This is a genomic window from Paracoccus sp. AK26 (assembly GCF_011801365.1).
Taxonomy (GTDB): domain Bacteria; phylum Pseudomonadota; class Alphaproteobacteria; order Rhodobacterales; family Rhodobacteraceae; genus Paracoccus; species Paracoccus aerius.
This window is the reverse complement of record NZ_CP041045.1, coordinates 344,931-360,811: the sequence shown is the minus strand read 5'-3', so window position 1 is coordinate 360,811 and position 15,881 is coordinate 344,931. Positions and strand designations below refer to the sequence as shown.

The following is a 15,881-nucleotide window of genomic DNA, read 5'->3' as shown; positions in this document are numbered from 1 at the left end:
CTGATCCGCCTTGTTTTCGTGATGGCCCGGCTGGGGGTAGGACCGGACGAGGCGAACGTCCGCCTGCTGGCCCGCCAGTTGCCGCGCGACCGCTACAGCATCACGGTCATCCCTTGCTTCTGCGACCAGCGGACAAGCCCCCGGATCCATGAACAACTGGCCAGCCTTGGCGTGAATGTGGACACCACGCCCTATGACCTGGGATTCGAAGATACCGTGGACCATCTGCGCCGCAAGCTGGTGCAAGCAGATGTTGTCGTGTCCTGCCAGAACGTGGCCGACATCTATCCCGCCCTTGAAGGCATGGCGGTGCGCCCGCCGCTGATCGAATACGGTGCGCGGGTCAGCGATGCCCTGGCGGGGCCCAAGCATCTGACCGTCCGCTATGTGGGGCCTGGCAACGGCATCCGGGCGGCTGCGGCCTCCAGGATGCCCGACCGGTCGGGCGACGCCGTGGTGATCCCGCCGATGGTGGATCCGCAGGAGTTCCGCCCGGAACGCCGCGGCCCTGTCCGGGCCGCGTTGGGCATCGCCCCGGATGACCTGCTGATCGGCTGGGTCGGACGTCCGGATTGCGGGGCCGGGGTTCAGGACTTCATCGCCGCCGCCCTTTGCATCGCCGGCAGTGTGCCCAACGCCCGGTTCGTCGCCGTGGGTGTTCCCGATCCCCTTGTGCCCGAAGACGCGCAGCAGCTTCGCCTGTTGGCCCGACCCTTGGGACGCCAGATGATCTTTGCAGGCTACGGCTGGGACATGCCCGACCTGCTGGGGGCGATGGACCTCCTCTGCTGCCTGCCCCAGGACGGGGAAACGGCCCATGTCCTGGGACATGCGGGCGCAACCGCCTTGCCCGTGATCGCCGTTGCCGATCACGGAGCCGACCAGCAGATCGCGGAAGGGACCACCGGCCTGTCGGTGCCGGCAGGGGATCCCGGTGCGCTGGATCAGGCCATAATGCGCCTGCTGGGGGATGCCCCGTTGCGAAACCGGCTGGGGGCGGCGCTGCGCGACCATGTGCTGGCCAGGAATGCGGCCCGGGTTGTTGTGCCGCAATGGCAGGCGCTGATCGACCGGGTGCTGGCAGAACGTGCCCCCGCACCCCCGCCTGCCACCTTCAACAGCTTCGTCCTGGGCGGGTGGGAGTCGTCCACCCACCGGCTTCGGTCGGGGCAGCGGCTGGACGTGATCGCCTCGACGGGCCACGACACCCATGCCGCGCAGGATTACCGGCAACTGTCCGGCCTGGGGATCGGGGCCTGCCGCGACGGGGCGCGATGGCACCTGATCGAGCAGAGGCCGCGCCGCTATGACTTTTCCAGCCTGACCGGCATGATCGAGGCTGCCAGGGACACCGGCACGCAGGTGATCTGGGACTTGCTGCATTACGGCTGGCCTGACGATCTGGACATCTGGGCGCCGGCCTTCGTGGATCGCTTCGCGGCCTATGCCCGCGCCGTCGCCCTGCATCATCGCGAGACGACGGATGCCGTGCCCTTCTGGTGCCCCGTGAACGAGATCAGCTTTTTTTCCTGGGCAGGGGGAGATGTCCGATACCTGAACCCCTTCGCCGCCGGCCGCGGGTTCGAGCTGAAGTGCCAGCTTGCCCGCGCCTCGATCGCCGCGATGGGTGAATTGCGCGCCGTCGATCCCCGTGCCCGCTTTGTCCAGGCCGAACCGCTGCTGGCAATCCACCATGACCCCCAAGGCGACGACCCGCCATCGGTGGCGCAGGGCCATCACGAGGCGCAGTTCCAGGCCTTCGACATGATCTCGGGCCGAATCTGGCCGCAACTGGGCGGAGAGCCTGCGTTTCTCGATATTATCGGGGTCAACTATTACTGGAACAACCAGTGGATCCACGGCGGGCCGGCCATCGATATGGATCACCCCGCGTATCGTCCGCTGGCCGACCTGCTGTTCGAGGTCGCGGCCCGCTATGACCGCCCGCTGATGATTGCCGAGACCGGGACCGAGGGCGCGCGCCGCGCGTCCTGGTTCGCCTATATCCGCGATCAGGTTGACGGTGCGCGCAGGCGCGGCGTGCGGATCGAGGGAGTCTGCCTTTACCCCGTCGCCAACCATCACGGGTGGGACGACGACCGGCTTTGCCCGAACGGCCTGCTGGGCCAGGATCCCACGAGCGGCGCGCGAAGCGTCGAATGGCCGCTGGCCCGTGAAATCATGCTGCGGAACAACGGCCTGGGATGACGGGGCGGGAACCCGACGGCTTGGCGGGCCGTTTCGGACAGGATCACCAAGGGGATGGCGACCATGGCAGCCAGGGCGAACTGGAGAGGCTTTCTCAAGGTCGGAGAGGTCAGTTGCCCGGTCGGGCTTTACACCGCTGCGTCGACCTCGGACCGGATCGCCTTCCACACCTTGAACCGCAAGACGGGCAACCGGCTGCGCCGCGTCTTCGTGGACAGCGAAACCGGCGATCCGGTGGACCGCGACGAGCAGGTCAAGGGTTACGAGATCGCATCGGGCGAATACATCGTGCTGGACCCCGAGGAGGTCGCCTCGGCAGTGCCCGACAGCGACAAGACGCTGTCGGTCACCGACTTCATCGGCTGCAACGACATCGACGACCTTTACTTCGACAAGCCCTATTATCTTCTGCCCACCGACGAGGCGGCCGAGGAAGCCTTTGCCCTGATCCGGGAAGGGATGCGTGGAAAGAAGGTCGCGGCCCTGGCGCAGACGGTGCTGTTCCGTCGCGTCCGCACCGTCCTGATCCGCGCCCATGACTGCGGGCTGATCGCCACGACCCTGAACTTCGATTACGAGGTGCGCGACGCGGACGAGGTCTTTGCCGACATTCCCGACCTGCAGATCAAGGGCGAGATGCTGGATCTGGCCCAGCACATCATCAAGACCAAGCGCGGCACCTTCGACCCGCGCGACTTCGACGACCGCTATGAATCTGCCCTGGCCGAACTGGTCAAGGCCAAGATCGAGGGCCGCAAGATCCAGCCGCGCCGCGAACCCAAGCGGGACATGCCGGTCGATCTGATGGCGGCGCTGCGCGAAAGCGCGGGCATGGCCGGGCGCAAGACCACGCGGAGCAGTCCAGGCACCAGCAAGCCGCGCGGCGGGGGCAGGAAGGCGCCGTCGCGGTCCTCGGGCAGCAAGAAGGCGGGCTAGGTCATGGCGGGATCGTCGGGGGCGGGCCTGGAAACCTATAACCAGAAGCGCGACTTCACGCAGACGGCCGAACCCCCCGGTCGCAAGGCGGGCAAGACGGGCCGCTCTTTCGTGATCCAGAAGCACGCGGCCACCCGGCTGCATTACGACCTGCGGCTGGAAATGGACGGCGTGCTGAAAAGCTGGGCCGTGACCAGGGGGCCCAGCCTGGTCGCCGGCGAGAAGCGCCTGGCCGTCCATGTCGAGGATCATCCGCTGGACTATGCCGATTTCGAGGGCACGATCCCCAAGGGCAATTACGGCGCGGGCGCGGTGATCGTCTGGGACCGGGGCGACTGGACCCGGGTCGACGGGGACTATGCCAAGGGCAAGCTGGAAATCGAACTGAAGGGGGAAAAGCTGTCGGGTCGCTGGCATCTGGTGCGGATGCGTCCCAAGCGCGGCGAGACGCGCGAGAACTGGCTGCTCATAAAGTCCGAGGATGCCGCTGCCCGCCCCCCCGACGCACCGGATATTCTGTCCGAGCGCCCGGAATCCATCCAGACCGGACGCACGGTCGAGGATGTGGCCAACGGCGCCGAGGCCCCGTCGCGGCCCGCCAAGCCCCCTGCCGCGCCGCGCCGGAAGCGCCGCGCCAAAGCGGATGCCCCGGCGGCAAAGGCAGCGCCGTCGGCCATGCCCGATTTCGTCGAACCGGCCCTCGCGACGCTGAAGCCGTCGCCGCCCACGGGCCCGAAATGGCTGCACGAGGTCAAGTTCGATGGCTATCGCCTGCAAGCCCGGCTGGAGGGAACCAAGGTCCGGTTGCTGACCCGCAGCGGGCTGGACTGGACCGACCGCTTCGGTCCCGACATCCCGGATGCGCTGCGCGCCCTGCCGGCCCAGCAGGCGCTGATCGACGGCGAACTGGTGGTCGAATCCGGGGCAGGGGCCTCGGACTTCTCGGCCTTGCAGGCGGATCTGTCCGCCGGGCGCAATGACCGCTTCGTGTTCTATGTCTTCGACCTGCTTTACCTGGACGGCCAGGACCTTCGCGACGCGCCGCTGATCGAGCGCAAGGGGATCCTGGAGGATCTGGTGGGCCCGGAACCCGGCCGCGTCCGTTTCAGCGCCCATTTCGGGGAAACCGGGTCGATGGTGCTGCGCCACGCCTGTCGGCTGAGCCTGGAAGGGATCATCTCAAAGGAAGCCGATGCGCCTTATCGGTCGGGGCGGGGGAAAAGCTGGATCAAGTCCAAATGCTCGGCCCGGCAGGAATTCGTGGTGGCGGGCTTTCTGCCCTCGACCACCTCGGACAAGCTGGTCGGATCGCTAGCCCTGGGTGTCTACGAGGACGGCAAGCTGGATTATGTGGGCCGCGTCGGCACCGGCTTTTCAGCCGCCGTGGCCGAGGATCTGCGCAGCCGCCTGGAGGAAATGCGCATCGACAAGAGCCCCTTTGTCCGCAAGCTGACCGCCGACGAGGCGCGGGGCGTCCAGTTCGTGCACCCCGAACTGGTGGCCGAGGTCGAGTTCCGCGCCTGGACCGCCGACGGCCTTCTGCGCCACGCCTCGTTCCGGGGGCTGCGCGAGGACAAGCCGGCAGCCGACGTGGTGCGTGAAAGCGGCCCCGCCGGGGCGGCCCCCAAGGCGCAGAAGCGCCGGGTGGCCCTGACCCATCCTGACCGCATCTATTGGCCCGACGAGGGGATTACGAAGGAGGGGCTGGCGGATTACTATGCCCAGGTCTGGACCCGGATCGCGCCCTTTATCGTCGGCCGCCCGCTGGCGCTTCTGCGCTGCCCCAGCGGCATCACCGGGCAGAGGTTCTTCCAGAAACACGCCTGGCGCGGGATCAGCAAGCATATCGCCCAGGTCAAGGATCCCAAGGCCAAGGACGAGGAAGCGATGGTCGCCGTCAACGACCTGGACGGGCTGATGGCCCTGGTGCAGTCGGCGACGCTGGAAATCCATCCCTGGGGATCCACCGTCGCGGACTGGGACCGGCCCGACACCATCACCATGGATCTGGATCCGGGCGAAGGAGTGGCCTGGGGCGCGATCATCGCCGCCGCCGAGGAGGTCCGGCAGCGGCTGCAGGACGCGGGCCTTGCGGCTTTCGTCAAGACATCGGGCGGCAAGGGCCTGCACGTGGTGGCCCCGCTTCGGCCCAAGGCCGACTGGCCTACGGTCAAGGCCTTCACCAAGGGCTTGGCCGAGGCAATGGCCGCAGATTCCCCCGATGATTACGTGGCGACCATCACCAAGTCCAAGCGCAAGGGGCGCATCCTGATCGACTATCTGCGCAATCAGCGGGGCATGACGGCGGTCGCCGCCTATTCGACCCGCGCCCGCCCCGGCGCCGCCCTGTCCATGCCGGTCGCGTGGGAGGAACTGGACCAGATCGGTCCCGCCTATTTCACCGTGACCAACACGCCGGCGCGGCTGGACGACCTTGCCCATGACCCGTGGGAAGATTTCCGCACTGCCGCCCGTCCGCTGGAAGGCAAGGCAAGGCGCGGCAAGGCCTGATCAGCGGCTGCTGCGCTTGCCTTCGGCCTGCAGGCTTTTCTTCAGGGCAGTCATGATGTCGATGACATTGCCTTCTGGCTCGTGGGCCTGTGGCTTGGACTTGGCCGCGCGCTTCTTGCCCTTCTTCTTGGCCGCGATGATGTCGAGCAGCCGTTCCTGCACGGGATCGTTCACCATGGAGGGACCCCAATGCGTGGTCTTTTCGCCGATCAGCTTGCGGACAAGGGTCAGGGGCCTGGCCTCGGGCTTGGACTGCGAGATGTCGTCGAAGTAGTCTCCTTCGTCCCGCACCTCGTCGCCATAGCGCAGGGTCCACAGCACCATGCCCTTTCCGCGCGGCTTCAGCATGACCGCGCGTTCCCGGCGATACATCACCAGACGGGATATCCCGACGGTGCCGCTGGCGGCCATGGCGTCGCGGATCACGGCAAAGGCTTCCTGGCCCACCTCGTCCCCTGGCAGCAGGAAATGCGGACGGTCATACCAGACCCAGCCGATCGAATGATCGGGCACGAACATGTCGATGTCGATGGTGCGGGTGCTTTCCAGGCCGACGGCCTCGATCTCGGCATCCTCGAGCATGACATAGTCATTCTCGCCGCGCTCATATCCCTTGACCTCGTCATCGTCGCGCACGGGCCTTTCCGTGACGGAATCGACATACTGGCTGACGACGCGGTTGCCGGTCTGGGCGTTCAGGGTGTGGAAGCGGACCTTGTCGCCTTCCGTGATGGCGGGCATCAGGGTCACGGGGCAGGTGACCAGCGACAGTTTCAGATAGCCCTTCCAATAGGTCCGCGGTGCCATGACAGATGCTCCTAGCCAGCCCAATCCAACGGCGGCGAAGGGGCTTTGTTCCGCATCACAGGCTGTCGGGCACGCAGCGGTTCTCGGCCAAGCGCAGCAGGCTGTGGATGCGGGTTGCCGCGATCTCTCCCTGCGACATGGCGACGGCGATCTGGTTCAACCCGGTCACAACGTCGCCCGCCGCAAAGACATTGGGAAGCGATGTCTGCTGGTGCGGGTTGGTCAGGATGCGACCATCTTCGGCCAGATCCAGCCCGAGATCGGAAGCAAGGTCGTTGCGCGGGTCGTTGCCCAGGCCCGAATAAACGGCCGCAAAGCGGGTCTCGGCCTTGTCGGCGAACCGCACGGAAACGCTGGCGCGTTGGAAATCCCAGCCCGCCACCGGATCGCGCACGATCTTCACGCCTGCCTCCGCCAGCTTCTGCATCAGCCGGTCGGGCAGCGAAAGATCGTCGCCCAGCGTCAGCAGGGTGATATCGGGCGTGTAATGGCTGAGGAACAGCGCCTCGCCCGCCGCGCATTCGGCCGTTCCGATGACCGCCACCGGCTGGCCCGTCAGTTCATAGGCATCGCAGACCGGACATTGCCGGATCAGCCCTTCCCGGACATGTTCCCGTGCGTCCCTGATCGGGGGCATCCGGTCGCGGATGCCTGTCGCAAGGATCAGGTGGGACGCGCTGATCTGTTCGCCGGCAGAGATGCGGATCAGCCCGTAGGCATCCGTGGTCGCCTGCGTCGCGTCCGCGGAAACGACCGCTGCCGGGTAGTTCAGCAACTGTTCCCGCATCCGTCCCAGCAGGTCGTTGCCGTGGATCCCGTCAGGATAGCCCGGGTGGTTGTGCGACCGGGGGATCAGGGACGCGCGGCTGTCGCCGCCGTCGATCAGGACGATGCGGCGGCGAAACCGGGCAAGATAGATCGCGGCCGTCAGCCCCGCAGGGCCGCCGCCGATGATGGCACAGTCGAAGACGGGCTTTGTCATGGCAGGCGGTCCAGCGGCGCCGGGATCAGATATCGGCGCGCTGATCGCTGGCCGACAGGGCGATGTACTGGCGAACGACCTCGGGCAGGCCGTCATGGATCTGCGCAGCCATTGCGACTTCTTCCTGCAGGTTCTGTTCCAGCAGGGGCAGGGCCTGCGTGACATTGGCCTGCTGGCCCGCAGTGATCAGGGCGGTATAGGCCGCGATCTCGAAATGCTCGAAGGCGAAGTTCGCCAGCGAGTTCTTGAGGATCTCGTCCGTCGCCATGCTGTGGGTCATGGCCGCCATGGATCCGCTCAGCGACAGCATCGTGTCCTTCACGCCGGAAGCGGATTCGTTGAGGCCTTCGAAGATCTGGTCGATACGCTGGATCTGGACCTCGGTTTCGCGGATGTGGCGGTCCAGCAGGGCGGATACCTGCGGATAATGCTCCAGCCGGTTCAGTTGCGGCTGCATGATCGAAAGCGCCTGCTTTTCCATGGCATGGGCATTGCGCAGACCATCGATGAACACGTCATAAGCGGCGTTTGTCATGATCTTGGTCCTTTCCTTGGGATGGCCAGGGTGGCGGCCTTAAGCCAGAGCAACCTGCCCGAGCACGATCTGTTCCCTTTGGCGGTATTGAACAAAGGTTAATCATCACCGGGATCCGGAAACGTTAGGCCTCCCTGCGCGTTGATCTTGCACAAGAAACGGAAGGAGGATCCGATGGCCACCGAAGGCAAGAACCGCGGCCGCGCGCAAGACCGCCGCAAGGTCGCGGGCGGGCAGGAACATGAAGTGCGCTACGAGGCCGAGAAGATGGGCGTGTCCCGGGCAGAGGTCCGCGATGCGGTCAAGTCCGAAGGCAACAGCCGCGGCAAGGTCGAACAGAAGTTGAAGGACTAGGCCGCAGTCGCGGCCTATCTTTCCTTCGGGATGATGCTGATGCCGCCGCTGACTTCCAGCACCGCGGCATCGATGTCGGCCAAGGCCTTCAGGCCTTGCTGTTCGCGCGCGGATTCCAGCACGTCCTCGATGCTGACGCGCGCGCGCTCCATCGCCTCGTGATCGATGCGGCCCTGGCTGATGAGCACCGTCGGGTTGCCGTCCAGCAGCGACGCGACGCGGGGCGAGAAGCTTTTCAGCCAGGCCAGAAGCACATCGGTGGCAAACAGCGTCAGGATCAGCACCACGGCGTTGCTGATGGAAAAGTCGTCGCCCAGCAGCGCCTGCTGCGTCGTTTCGGCGATGATCAGCAGCAACACGAAGTCGAAGGGCGTCATCTGCGCCATCGTGCGCCGGCCCGACAGGCGCGTGGCGATCAGCAGGATGACATAGATCGAGACGCCGCGAATGACCGAATCCATGATTTCCCCTCCTTCAGGGCAGGACAAGCAGGTTGATGCGGCGCGTTTCGCCGCCGATGGTCATGTCGAAGCCCGTCCAGCCGAAATGCATGGCGCGGACGTCGAAATTGACCTGATGAGGCGGGTCGTCCTGCGCCGAGAAGGTCATCACCTGGGCGCCGGGCGCCAGGTCGTTCGTCTCGGGCTCGGGCTGGATGCGTTCGATCATGAAGCGGTCGAAGAAGGGCTGCGAGATGACCAGGCGGTGCGTCCCTGTCGGCTCGGTAAAGGTGATGGACATGTCGTCCGATCCTTCCCATCGGGACACGCGCGGCACCTCGACCGTGGCGGCCGCGAACTGGACCCTCTGCTTGTGGAAAAAGCCTCCGCTGCCGGTGAATCCCAGCACGGCCAGCAGCATCACCAGCCCGAAGCACCACCACGCGATGCGCTGCACCTTCCAATAGCGTCTCTGCCGTTCGCGCGGTTCGTTCAGCTGCAACCCGTCGGGCCGAACCGGAGGAATGTCCAACCTTGTGTCTTGGGTCATGTTCTGGTCCTAAGGGCTTGTCGGTAAACCTAAACCTGCCGCGACGGGTTTGGTTTCAAGCCTCAGGGCTGCTGGGACTGTCCAGTTGCCGGGGGCGGCTCGTCCACTTCGGTTGCGTGCCACAGGTTGCGACCGAAAAAGATCACCAGGACGATCGCCACAAGGATCGCGGCAACCGCGATCCCTGCGCGGCCCAGACGGCGGGGGCTGGGCTTGGGCTCATGGCCCGTCATGACAGCGCCCAGATCGCGCCCAGGATCACCAGCAGGATCATGGCCAGCGGCCAGACCAGCACCTGCCAGGCCAGCCGGTTGCGGACGGGTGCCGTGGCGCGAACATAATCGGTGTCGGAAGGCTCTCCTGCGGCTCCGGCGGATCTGTCGAGCGGCCCGCCTTCGGTCTTCTTGTCGCCGTCTTCAGTGGTGGACATGATCTAGTTCCCTGTTGAGGCACCGGCAGCAGCGCCCGGTGTCAGGACCACCTTGGTCCATTCGTTCTGCTTGCCGTGGAAGTTCCGGTATCCGGTCGGCGCATCCTCGAGCGAGAGGCGGTGAGAGATGAGGAAGGTCGTGTCGATCTCGCCTTCAAGGATGCGGTGCAGCAGTTGGCGGGTATATCTCTGCACATGGGTCTGGCCCGTCCGCACCTGCAGCCCCTTCTGCATCAAGGCGCCCAGCGGAAACTTGTCGGCCATGCCGCCATAGACGCCGGGGATCGATACCCGCCCACCCTTGCGCACCGCCGTCAGCGCCATGCGCAGGGCGTGGGCGTTGTCGGCGCCGATGCCGACCTTCTGCTTGACCGCGTCCATCATCCGGTCTGGGCTGAAGCCGTGGCTTTCCATCCCGACCGCGTCGATGACTGCATCAGGACCGATCCCGCCCGTCATCTCCATCAAGGCTTCCAGCACATGGGTCTGGGTATAGTCGATGATCTTGGCACCCAGCTTGCGGGCCAGTTCCAGCCTTCGGGGATAATGGTCGATGGCGATCACCTGATGCGCGCCCATCAGCAGCGCCGACTGGATGGCGAACAAGCCGACCGGACCGCAGCCCCAGACGGCCACGGTGTCGCCATCGCTGATATCGGCGTTCTCGGCCGCCATCCAGCCGGTCGGCAGGATGTCGGACAGGAACAGCACCTGTTCATCGGAAACCCCTTCGGGAATGACGATGGGTCCCACGTCGGAAAACGGCACCCGCACATATTCCGCCTGCCCGCCCGGATAACCGCCCGTCAGGTGGGAATAGCCGAACAGCCCGCTCATCGCATGGCCATAGAGCAGTTCGGACGCTTCCTGCTTTTCAACCGGATTCGAGTTGTCGCAGGCAGAGAACTGTTGCTGCCGGCAAAAGAAGCAGGCCCCGCAGGAAATGGTGAAGGGTACCACCACGCGGTCGCCCTTCTTCAGCGTCGACTTTGGACCGGTTTCCACCACACGGCCCATGAATTCATGGCCCAGGATGTCGCCTGGTTGCAGGCCGGGGATCACCCCGTCGTAAAGATGCAGGTCGGACCCGCAGATCGCAGTCGCCGTCACCTCGATGATCGCGTCGCGGGGGTTCACGATCTGCGGGTCGGGGACGGTATTGACGCGGACGTCGTGCTTGCCGTGCCAGGTCAATGCGCGCATCAGTCTGCCTTTCGGTTGGCCGAGGTGGCGATCTCGCCGGTCTCCAGAAGCATCTTCAGCCGCTTCAGGTCCTGCTTGCCACGGATCGCGGGATCGGTGCCGCGCAGCATGGCCGCCCAATGGCCGACGATGCCCATGCCGGGGCGCCAGGCGATGTGGGCCTCGACCTCGGTGCCGCGATCGCCGGGGGCATCGCGTAACTGGACCTTGGCCTCGATCTCGATATTGGCCCCCTCGACCGAGCGCCAGGCAAGGGCTTCGCCGGGGCGATCCTCGACAAGGCGGGTCTGGACGGAGAAGGGGCCGTCGGGCGACTGGACGACCCAGGTGATCCGATCCCCATCCACCTCGACCGACGACAGCCCCTCCATGAAGTCGGGCAAGCGAACCGGATCCCGCCACATGCGATAGATCTGGTCGCGCGGGGCGCGGATGGTGACGGTGCGGCCCACGACCTGGAAACCGCCAAAGTGGCTGCGCCGGGCCGTGCGGCCGGGGGCGCTGTCGGGGGGGCGGCGGGCAGGGGGGGCCATCATGGCCTTGCCGACTGCCAGTCCCGCGCCGATGGACAGGGCAAGGACGGTGGCTGCCAGGGGCAGGCCTTGGGAACGGCGGGGCATCCGGACCTCCTTTGTCAAGCGGGGCGGGGCCGCCCGCAAAGGCGGCCGCCGGCAAGGGTCAGCGCGACTTTTTGTAAAGCTTGGTCGCGATCTCGAACATTTCCTCGGGAGCGTAGTCGGGCGTGAAGGCCGAGGGCACGCCGGTCAGATCGTGGATCTTGCCGCCTTCGGGCAGCCCGTCGACGACCTCCAGCTCGCCCGGGGGATCGTCGGGCAGGGCGGTCTCGCCGCCGCCGCCCCAGATGCCGCGCATTTCCTCGTAATCGTTGGGGCTGAAGGTATAAAGCCGGCGATGCGACCCCTCGGCCAAGTATTTCTGGCATTCGGGGATATTGCCCAGCGGGATGTTCGGCGTGGGCAGGAACTTGTCCAGGTCCACGCCGGTCAATTTCTTCAGCGCCAGGGCATAGGCATGGGCATGGACCGAACCGCGCACCAGCAGGTAGCCGCAAACCTCGCGCCCGGTGATGTTGGCATCCGTCAGCGATTCATAGACCCGCAGCTTGTGCAGCCGCGCGCCGCATTCCAGGTGGAAGTTGTGCAGCAGGTCCACGATCACGTTGCCGGTCGTGGTGACCATGTCGGCGTTCCAGGACATCGAGTTCGAGTTGACCGGCACCGCGCCGCCCGCATGGCTGTAGAAAGAGCCCGCGGACCGGATGTCCTTCATCTCCTCGAACGGGGCCTTCGAGATGTCGCCTCCGTCACCCTCGTCGCCGCCGGGTTTATCGGGACCATTGGCCAGCATGGCCACGCCGTTGCTGACAAGTTCGACATGGCCCAGTTCCTCGGCCGTGATCGCCGCAACCAGGCTGTAGAAGGGGCGCAGCTTGCTTTTGCTGCGGAAGTTGAAGCTTTGGAACATATAGTTCCCCAGCGTCGACATCTCGCCGTATTTGCCACCCAGCAATTCCTGAAGGGCAGCCGCGGCATTCGAATCTTGTCTTTTCGGTGCAGGAAGTTCGACTTGCAGCTTGTCGACACGCAGGAACATGACCGTTCTCCGGGATCAGGACTGCAAGGGGAACACCCCTTCAGCCGGTTCGTTCCCGTGGCGGTCGTTAAAGGGTGGACCCGCCAGTCCAGATGCGACCATGATTGGCAAGAGAGTTTCCCTCTTCATTAGCCTGGTCCCCGGCAAATCGGCCTTGAACACCTGGCAGGCGTCCGCAAGCCCAGGCACTTGCGGGGCATGGCGTTCAGGTCTGTGCAGAACTGGCGGAGCTCCTCCTGAGAATAGCGTGTCCCCTGCCGAGCGTAGCTGTTAGGGCGAGCTGAAGGGACTTCACCTTTGGCCAAGGGCGGCGTCCGGGATGCGGACCGCTGGGGATGATGCCTTTCTCGCCGCCTTTGACTCAGTCTGTCAGCCAGCGGAGCGAGCGTTCAAGCGAGGCGGTCGCATTCTGGTCGAACCAGCGGCCGTGGGCGAAGATCACCCGGTCCGGGCGGGTGGCGATCAGCCGTCGCCCTTCCTCCTGCGCCTGCTGCCCGGCCAGTTTGACGATGGCACGCAGATAGGCCGGGGCACGGCCATCGGGGGCCAGGATGCCCGCGGCGGCCGCGAAAGGGCGCACGGGGATCGGCAGCTTGTGCCGTTCCAGGTTCAGCACCAGATCCACCAGGATCAGCGTCCGGCTGGGGCGGTGATGAAGCGCCACCTCGCAGAAGCCTGCCGCCCCGTGGACGGCGATCTGTTCCAGTTCCGGCGGCCAGCCGGGGGCCGCGTCATCGCCCAGGTCGTGATCCAGGCGCAGGCCTGCCTTCCTGACCTGCGCGCGCTTGCGCAGCCCCGGCGCGGCCCAGGTGACGGCCTCGGGCAACTGCTGCTGCCAATCCTTCAGGAAGGTCCAGTGCGCGATATTGGGCGCCACGAGATGACGGATCGGGCCGATCTCCTCGATCTGGCGACGCAGGCCGGCGGTGAAGCGGGATGGCGAGTGGATCAGCATCTCGCCCCCCGGCAACCGGATGGCCGTTGTCCGGACCGGGATTGGGATCAGGCCCATGGCCTTCATCGGGCCGCTGTCGATGATCCAAAGGTCGTCTGCGACGGGCTTCAGGACATCGAGGGGCGGATAGGTCACATCTGCCATCTATCGACGCCCCCGCAAGGCCACGGCCACCACCGCAAGCGCCCCCAGGCCAAGCGCCACGCCCGTGGCGATACGGCGCTGAGCGGGCGAACGAAGCCCGCCGTCTATCCCGCCAGAGCGGGGGGCGGGCCGGAACAGGTTTCCGCCACTGGAGGCGGTCTGCGGCGCCCTGCGGAAATAGGACTGCAGAAACAGCGCCATCCCCCGCGTCGTCAGTTCCGGCGAGATGGCATGGCCAAGCCTCACCAGGACAGTCGGCGCCCCGATCATCGTGGTGGGTTTCGGTCGCAGGGCAAGGCGCAGGATGGCATCGGCCACGCGTCGGGCATCCAGCACCGGGGGCGGTGCGGAAAGCCGCCGGCCTGTATAATTCGCGCCGTGGGAGATGCCGGGCGTGTCCACGAAGGACGGGTAGATGTCGCAGACATGGATGTTCCTGTGAGGGACAAGCTCGCCCCGAAGCGCCTCGGCGAAGCCGCGCAGGCCGAACTTGCTGGCGCTATAGGCCGCGGCGAAGGGTGCTGCCGCAAAGCCGCCCAGGGAAATCATGTTGACGAACACCCCGTGTCCCTGCCGCAGGAAGATCGGCAGCACGGCATGGGCGTCGTTCATGTGGCCGATCAGATTGGTGCGGATGACCTGCTCATGCGCCTCGAGCGGCACTTCGTGGAAGGCACCCACTGCCCCGGTCCCGACATTGCTGACCCAGACATGGATCGCACCGCCGAACCCCACCGCCTGGCGGGCGACATCCGCCATGGCAGAGGCATCGGTGACATCGCCCGCGACGGCCATGGCCCTTGCCCCCAGGTCCCGGCAGTCCTGCGCCACCGCCTCGATCGCGTCGCGGTCTCGGGCCACCAGGACAAGACACGCGCCTTGCCGGGCAAAGGCTTCGGCCGTGGCCTGCCCGATGCCGCTGGATGCTCCGGTGATGACGACCGTCGACCTGCCCAGGCTGTTCAAAGGCTTGCCCATCCGTGATCCCTTCGCCGCAATCTTAGAACAGCAGGCTCGGCATGATGTTCCCGAGAAACGCGATGATCAGTGAAGGCGAAGGACGTTCCAGCATGAGGCACAGTTGGGATTCGGGACAATCCACCTCCCTGCCTGGTCCGTTCAGCTTTGCCGAAGGCCGGACCTCGCCTGCTCGTCCATCTGCTTTCGATAGGCGCCGGGCGGCATCCCGTTCAGGCGCCGAAAGGCGCGGGCGAAGGCGCCTGCATCGGCATAGCCAAGGGCTGCCGCGATTTCCTTTGTGGACAGATGCCCGGCTTCCAGCAGTTCCCGGGCGCGGGCGGTCCGGACGGCGCGGCAGTATTCCATCGGCGTCCTGCCGGTGGCGCGCGTGAAGCGGCGGATGAAGGTGCGCCGCTCGAGCCGCGCCATGGCAGCAAGCAGATCGAGCGATACATCCCGCCCGTCGCGGAGATGAACAAGCTCCTGCGCGCGGCGGATGGCAAGATCGGTATGGGCCAGGGGCGGGGCGAAGCCCGGCAGATGGGCGGCCTTTTCCGGGGGCGGGTCCGACAGGATGAACTGCGCCGTCCGCGTTCGCGCCGCCTCGCCCAGCAATTCCGCCACCATGTTCAGCCCCACATCGATCCAGGCCAGGAACCCGCCCGCCGTCAGGATGCCCGGATACTCGATGATGCGCTGATCGGCGTCGGCCACGATGTCGGGAAACTGCTCCATCAGGGTTTGCGCGCAGATCCGGTGCGTCGACACGATGCGGCCGTCCAGAAGCCCGGTCCGCGCAACCAGGAAGATGCCCGAGCAGATCGAGACCAGCGTCACGCCCCGTTCATGCTGCGCCATCAACCACCGGGCGATCCCCCGGCAGGTTTCGGCATCCGGCAGATCGGTCAGGGTTGGCGGCAGGATCAGCGCGGCGGGCCGGGCCGCGGCGTGGGGATGGCTGCTGAAGACGCACTGCATCGCGCCCGCGCCGCGCCCTTCGCAGCTCCAGTGGGTGACATGAAGCGGGGGGCCTTTGCGTTGTCCTGCGCCTGCATCAAAGGTTCCGGCGATGCGGAACAGATCGGTCAGGCCGTGAACCGCAGCCTGCTGGACACCGGGATAGATGACAATCCCGATCTCGGCAGGCCTTCCGTCATGCGCACGCATTGTCACTTTCAGCCCATCTTATGACATGTCCGATCCTATCAGAAGCGCCTGCCTGCAGCCATCATTGCGGCGGATGCGGCCTTGT

17 protein-coding genes are annotated in these 15,881 nt (G+C 65.9%); 4 read left to right on the top strand and 13 right to left on the bottom strand.

Going from position 1 to position 15,881, the window contains the following annotated elements:
• Nucleotides 1-21: 21 nt before the first annotated feature.
• The 3 genes from FIU66_RS17465 (at nt 22) to ligD (ending at nt 5,655) form a co-directional block, all read left to right on the top strand.
• Complete coding sequence (locus FIU66_RS17465; RefSeq protein ID WP_240544819.1) at nt 22-2,208, top strand: glycosyltransferase; 2,187 nt, start codon at nt 22-24, stop codon at nt 2,206-2,208.
• 63 nt (nt 2,209-2,271) lie between these two features.
• Nucleotides 2,272-3,144, top strand: a complete 873-nt coding sequence (locus FIU66_RS17460) for a Ku protein (protein WP_167624157.1) — start codon at nt 2,272-2,274, stop codon at nt 3,142-3,144.
• A gap of 3 nt (nt 3,145-3,147) precedes the next feature.
• Nucleotides 3,148-5,655 (top strand): DNA ligase D, encoded by a 2,508-nt coding sequence (gene ligD / locus FIU66_RS17455; protein ID WP_167624156.1) that lies wholly within the window; start codon nt 3,148-3,150, stop codon nt 5,653-5,655.
• Here ligD and FIU66_RS17450 read toward each other — a convergent pair whose 3' ends face one another.
• The 3 genes from FIU66_RS17450 to FIU66_RS17440 are packed head-to-tail and all read right to left on the bottom strand — an operon-like array spanning nt 5,656 to nt 7,979.
• Entirely contained in the window at nt 5,656-6,462 is an 807-nt protein-coding gene (locus FIU66_RS17450) for a Ku protein (protein ID WP_167624155.1), read from the bottom strand. It lies immediately after the preceding gene.
• Nucleotides 6,463-6,517: 55 nt separating this feature from the next.
• Nucleotides 6,518-7,444, bottom strand: a complete 927-nt coding sequence (locus tag FIU66_RS17445; RefSeq protein ID WP_167624154.1) for an NAD(P)/FAD-dependent oxidoreductase — start codon at nt 7,442-7,444, stop codon at nt 6,518-6,520.
• A gap of 25 nt (nt 7,445-7,469) precedes the next feature.
• Complete coding sequence (locus tag FIU66_RS17440; RefSeq protein ID WP_167624153.1) at nt 7,470-7,979, bottom strand: ferritin-like domain-containing protein; 510 nt, start codon at nt 7,977-7,979, stop codon at nt 7,470-7,472.
• A gap of 174 nt (nt 7,980-8,153) precedes the next feature.
• Between FIU66_RS17440 and FIU66_RS17435 the strand changes: the two genes are divergently transcribed.
• Complete coding sequence (locus FIU66_RS17435) at nt 8,154-8,333, top strand: DUF3606 domain-containing protein (protein WP_167624152.1); 180 nt, start codon at nt 8,154-8,156, stop codon at nt 8,331-8,333.
• 14 nt (nt 8,334-8,347) lie between these two features.
• On the opposite strand, the gene FIU66_RS17430 is transcribed toward FIU66_RS17435, so the two are convergent.
• From FIU66_RS17430 to FIU66_RS17385, 10 genes are all read right to left on the bottom strand, one after another.
• The gene (locus FIU66_RS17430) at nt 8,348-8,794 is read right to left on the bottom strand and encodes a DUF421 domain-containing protein (protein WP_167624151.1); all 447 of its coding nucleotides are present in this window, start codon (nt 8,792-8,794) and stop codon (nt 8,348-8,350) included.
• 13 nt (nt 8,795-8,807) lie between these two features.
• Nucleotides 8,808-9,323: a hypothetical protein gene (locus tag FIU66_RS17425; RefSeq protein ID WP_167624150.1), complete on the bottom strand. Its 516-nt coding sequence runs from the start codon at nt 9,321-9,323 to the stop codon at nt 8,808-8,810.
• Between the two features lie 62 nt (nt 9,324-9,385).
• Nucleotides 9,386-9,556 carry a hypothetical protein gene (locus tag FIU66_RS17420; RefSeq protein ID WP_167624149.1) on the bottom strand — a complete coding sequence of 57 codons (171 nt, stop codon included), beginning with the start codon at nt 9,554-9,556 and terminating at the stop codon, nt 9,386-9,388.
• Nucleotides 9,553-9,753 carry a hypothetical protein gene (locus FIU66_RS17415; protein ID WP_167624148.1) on the bottom strand — a complete coding sequence of 67 codons (201 nt, stop codon included), beginning with the start codon at nt 9,751-9,753 and terminating at the stop codon, nt 9,553-9,555. The genes FIU66_RS17420 and FIU66_RS17415 overlap by 4 nt, the downstream gene beginning before the upstream one ends.
• A 3-nt stretch (nt 9,754-9,756) precedes the next feature.
• A complete protein-coding gene (locus FIU66_RS17410; RefSeq protein ID WP_167624147.1) occupies nt 9,757-10,956 on the bottom strand; it encodes a zinc-dependent alcohol dehydrogenase in 1,200 nt (399 codons plus the stop codon).
• Nucleotides 10,956-11,576 (bottom strand): SRPBCC family protein, encoded by a 621-nt coding sequence (locus FIU66_RS17405; protein WP_167624146.1) that lies wholly within the window; start codon nt 11,574-11,576, stop codon nt 10,956-10,958. The genes FIU66_RS17410 and FIU66_RS17405 overlap by 1 nt, the downstream gene beginning before the upstream one ends.
• Before the next feature lie 58 nt (nt 11,577-11,634).
• Entirely contained in the window at nt 11,635-12,570 is a 936-nt protein-coding gene (locus tag FIU66_RS17400) for a manganese catalase family protein (protein WP_167624145.1), read from the bottom strand.
• Nucleotides 12,571-12,931: 361 nt separating this feature from the next.
• Nucleotides 12,932-13,669 (bottom strand): DUF4336 domain-containing protein, encoded by a 738-nt coding sequence (locus FIU66_RS17395; protein ID WP_167624144.1) that lies wholly within the window; start codon nt 13,667-13,669, stop codon nt 12,932-12,934.
• Nucleotides 13,670-14,647: an SDR family oxidoreductase gene (locus FIU66_RS17390; RefSeq protein WP_167624143.1), complete on the bottom strand. Its 978-nt coding sequence runs from the start codon at nt 14,645-14,647 to the stop codon at nt 13,670-13,672.
• A gap of 141 nt (nt 14,648-14,788) precedes the next feature.
• Nucleotides 14,789-15,796 carry a GlxA family transcriptional regulator gene (locus FIU66_RS17385; RefSeq protein ID WP_167624142.1) on the bottom strand — a complete coding sequence of 336 codons (1,008 nt, stop codon included), beginning with the start codon at nt 15,794-15,796 and terminating at the stop codon, nt 14,789-14,791.
• Nucleotides 15,797-15,881 lie beyond the last annotated feature (85 nt).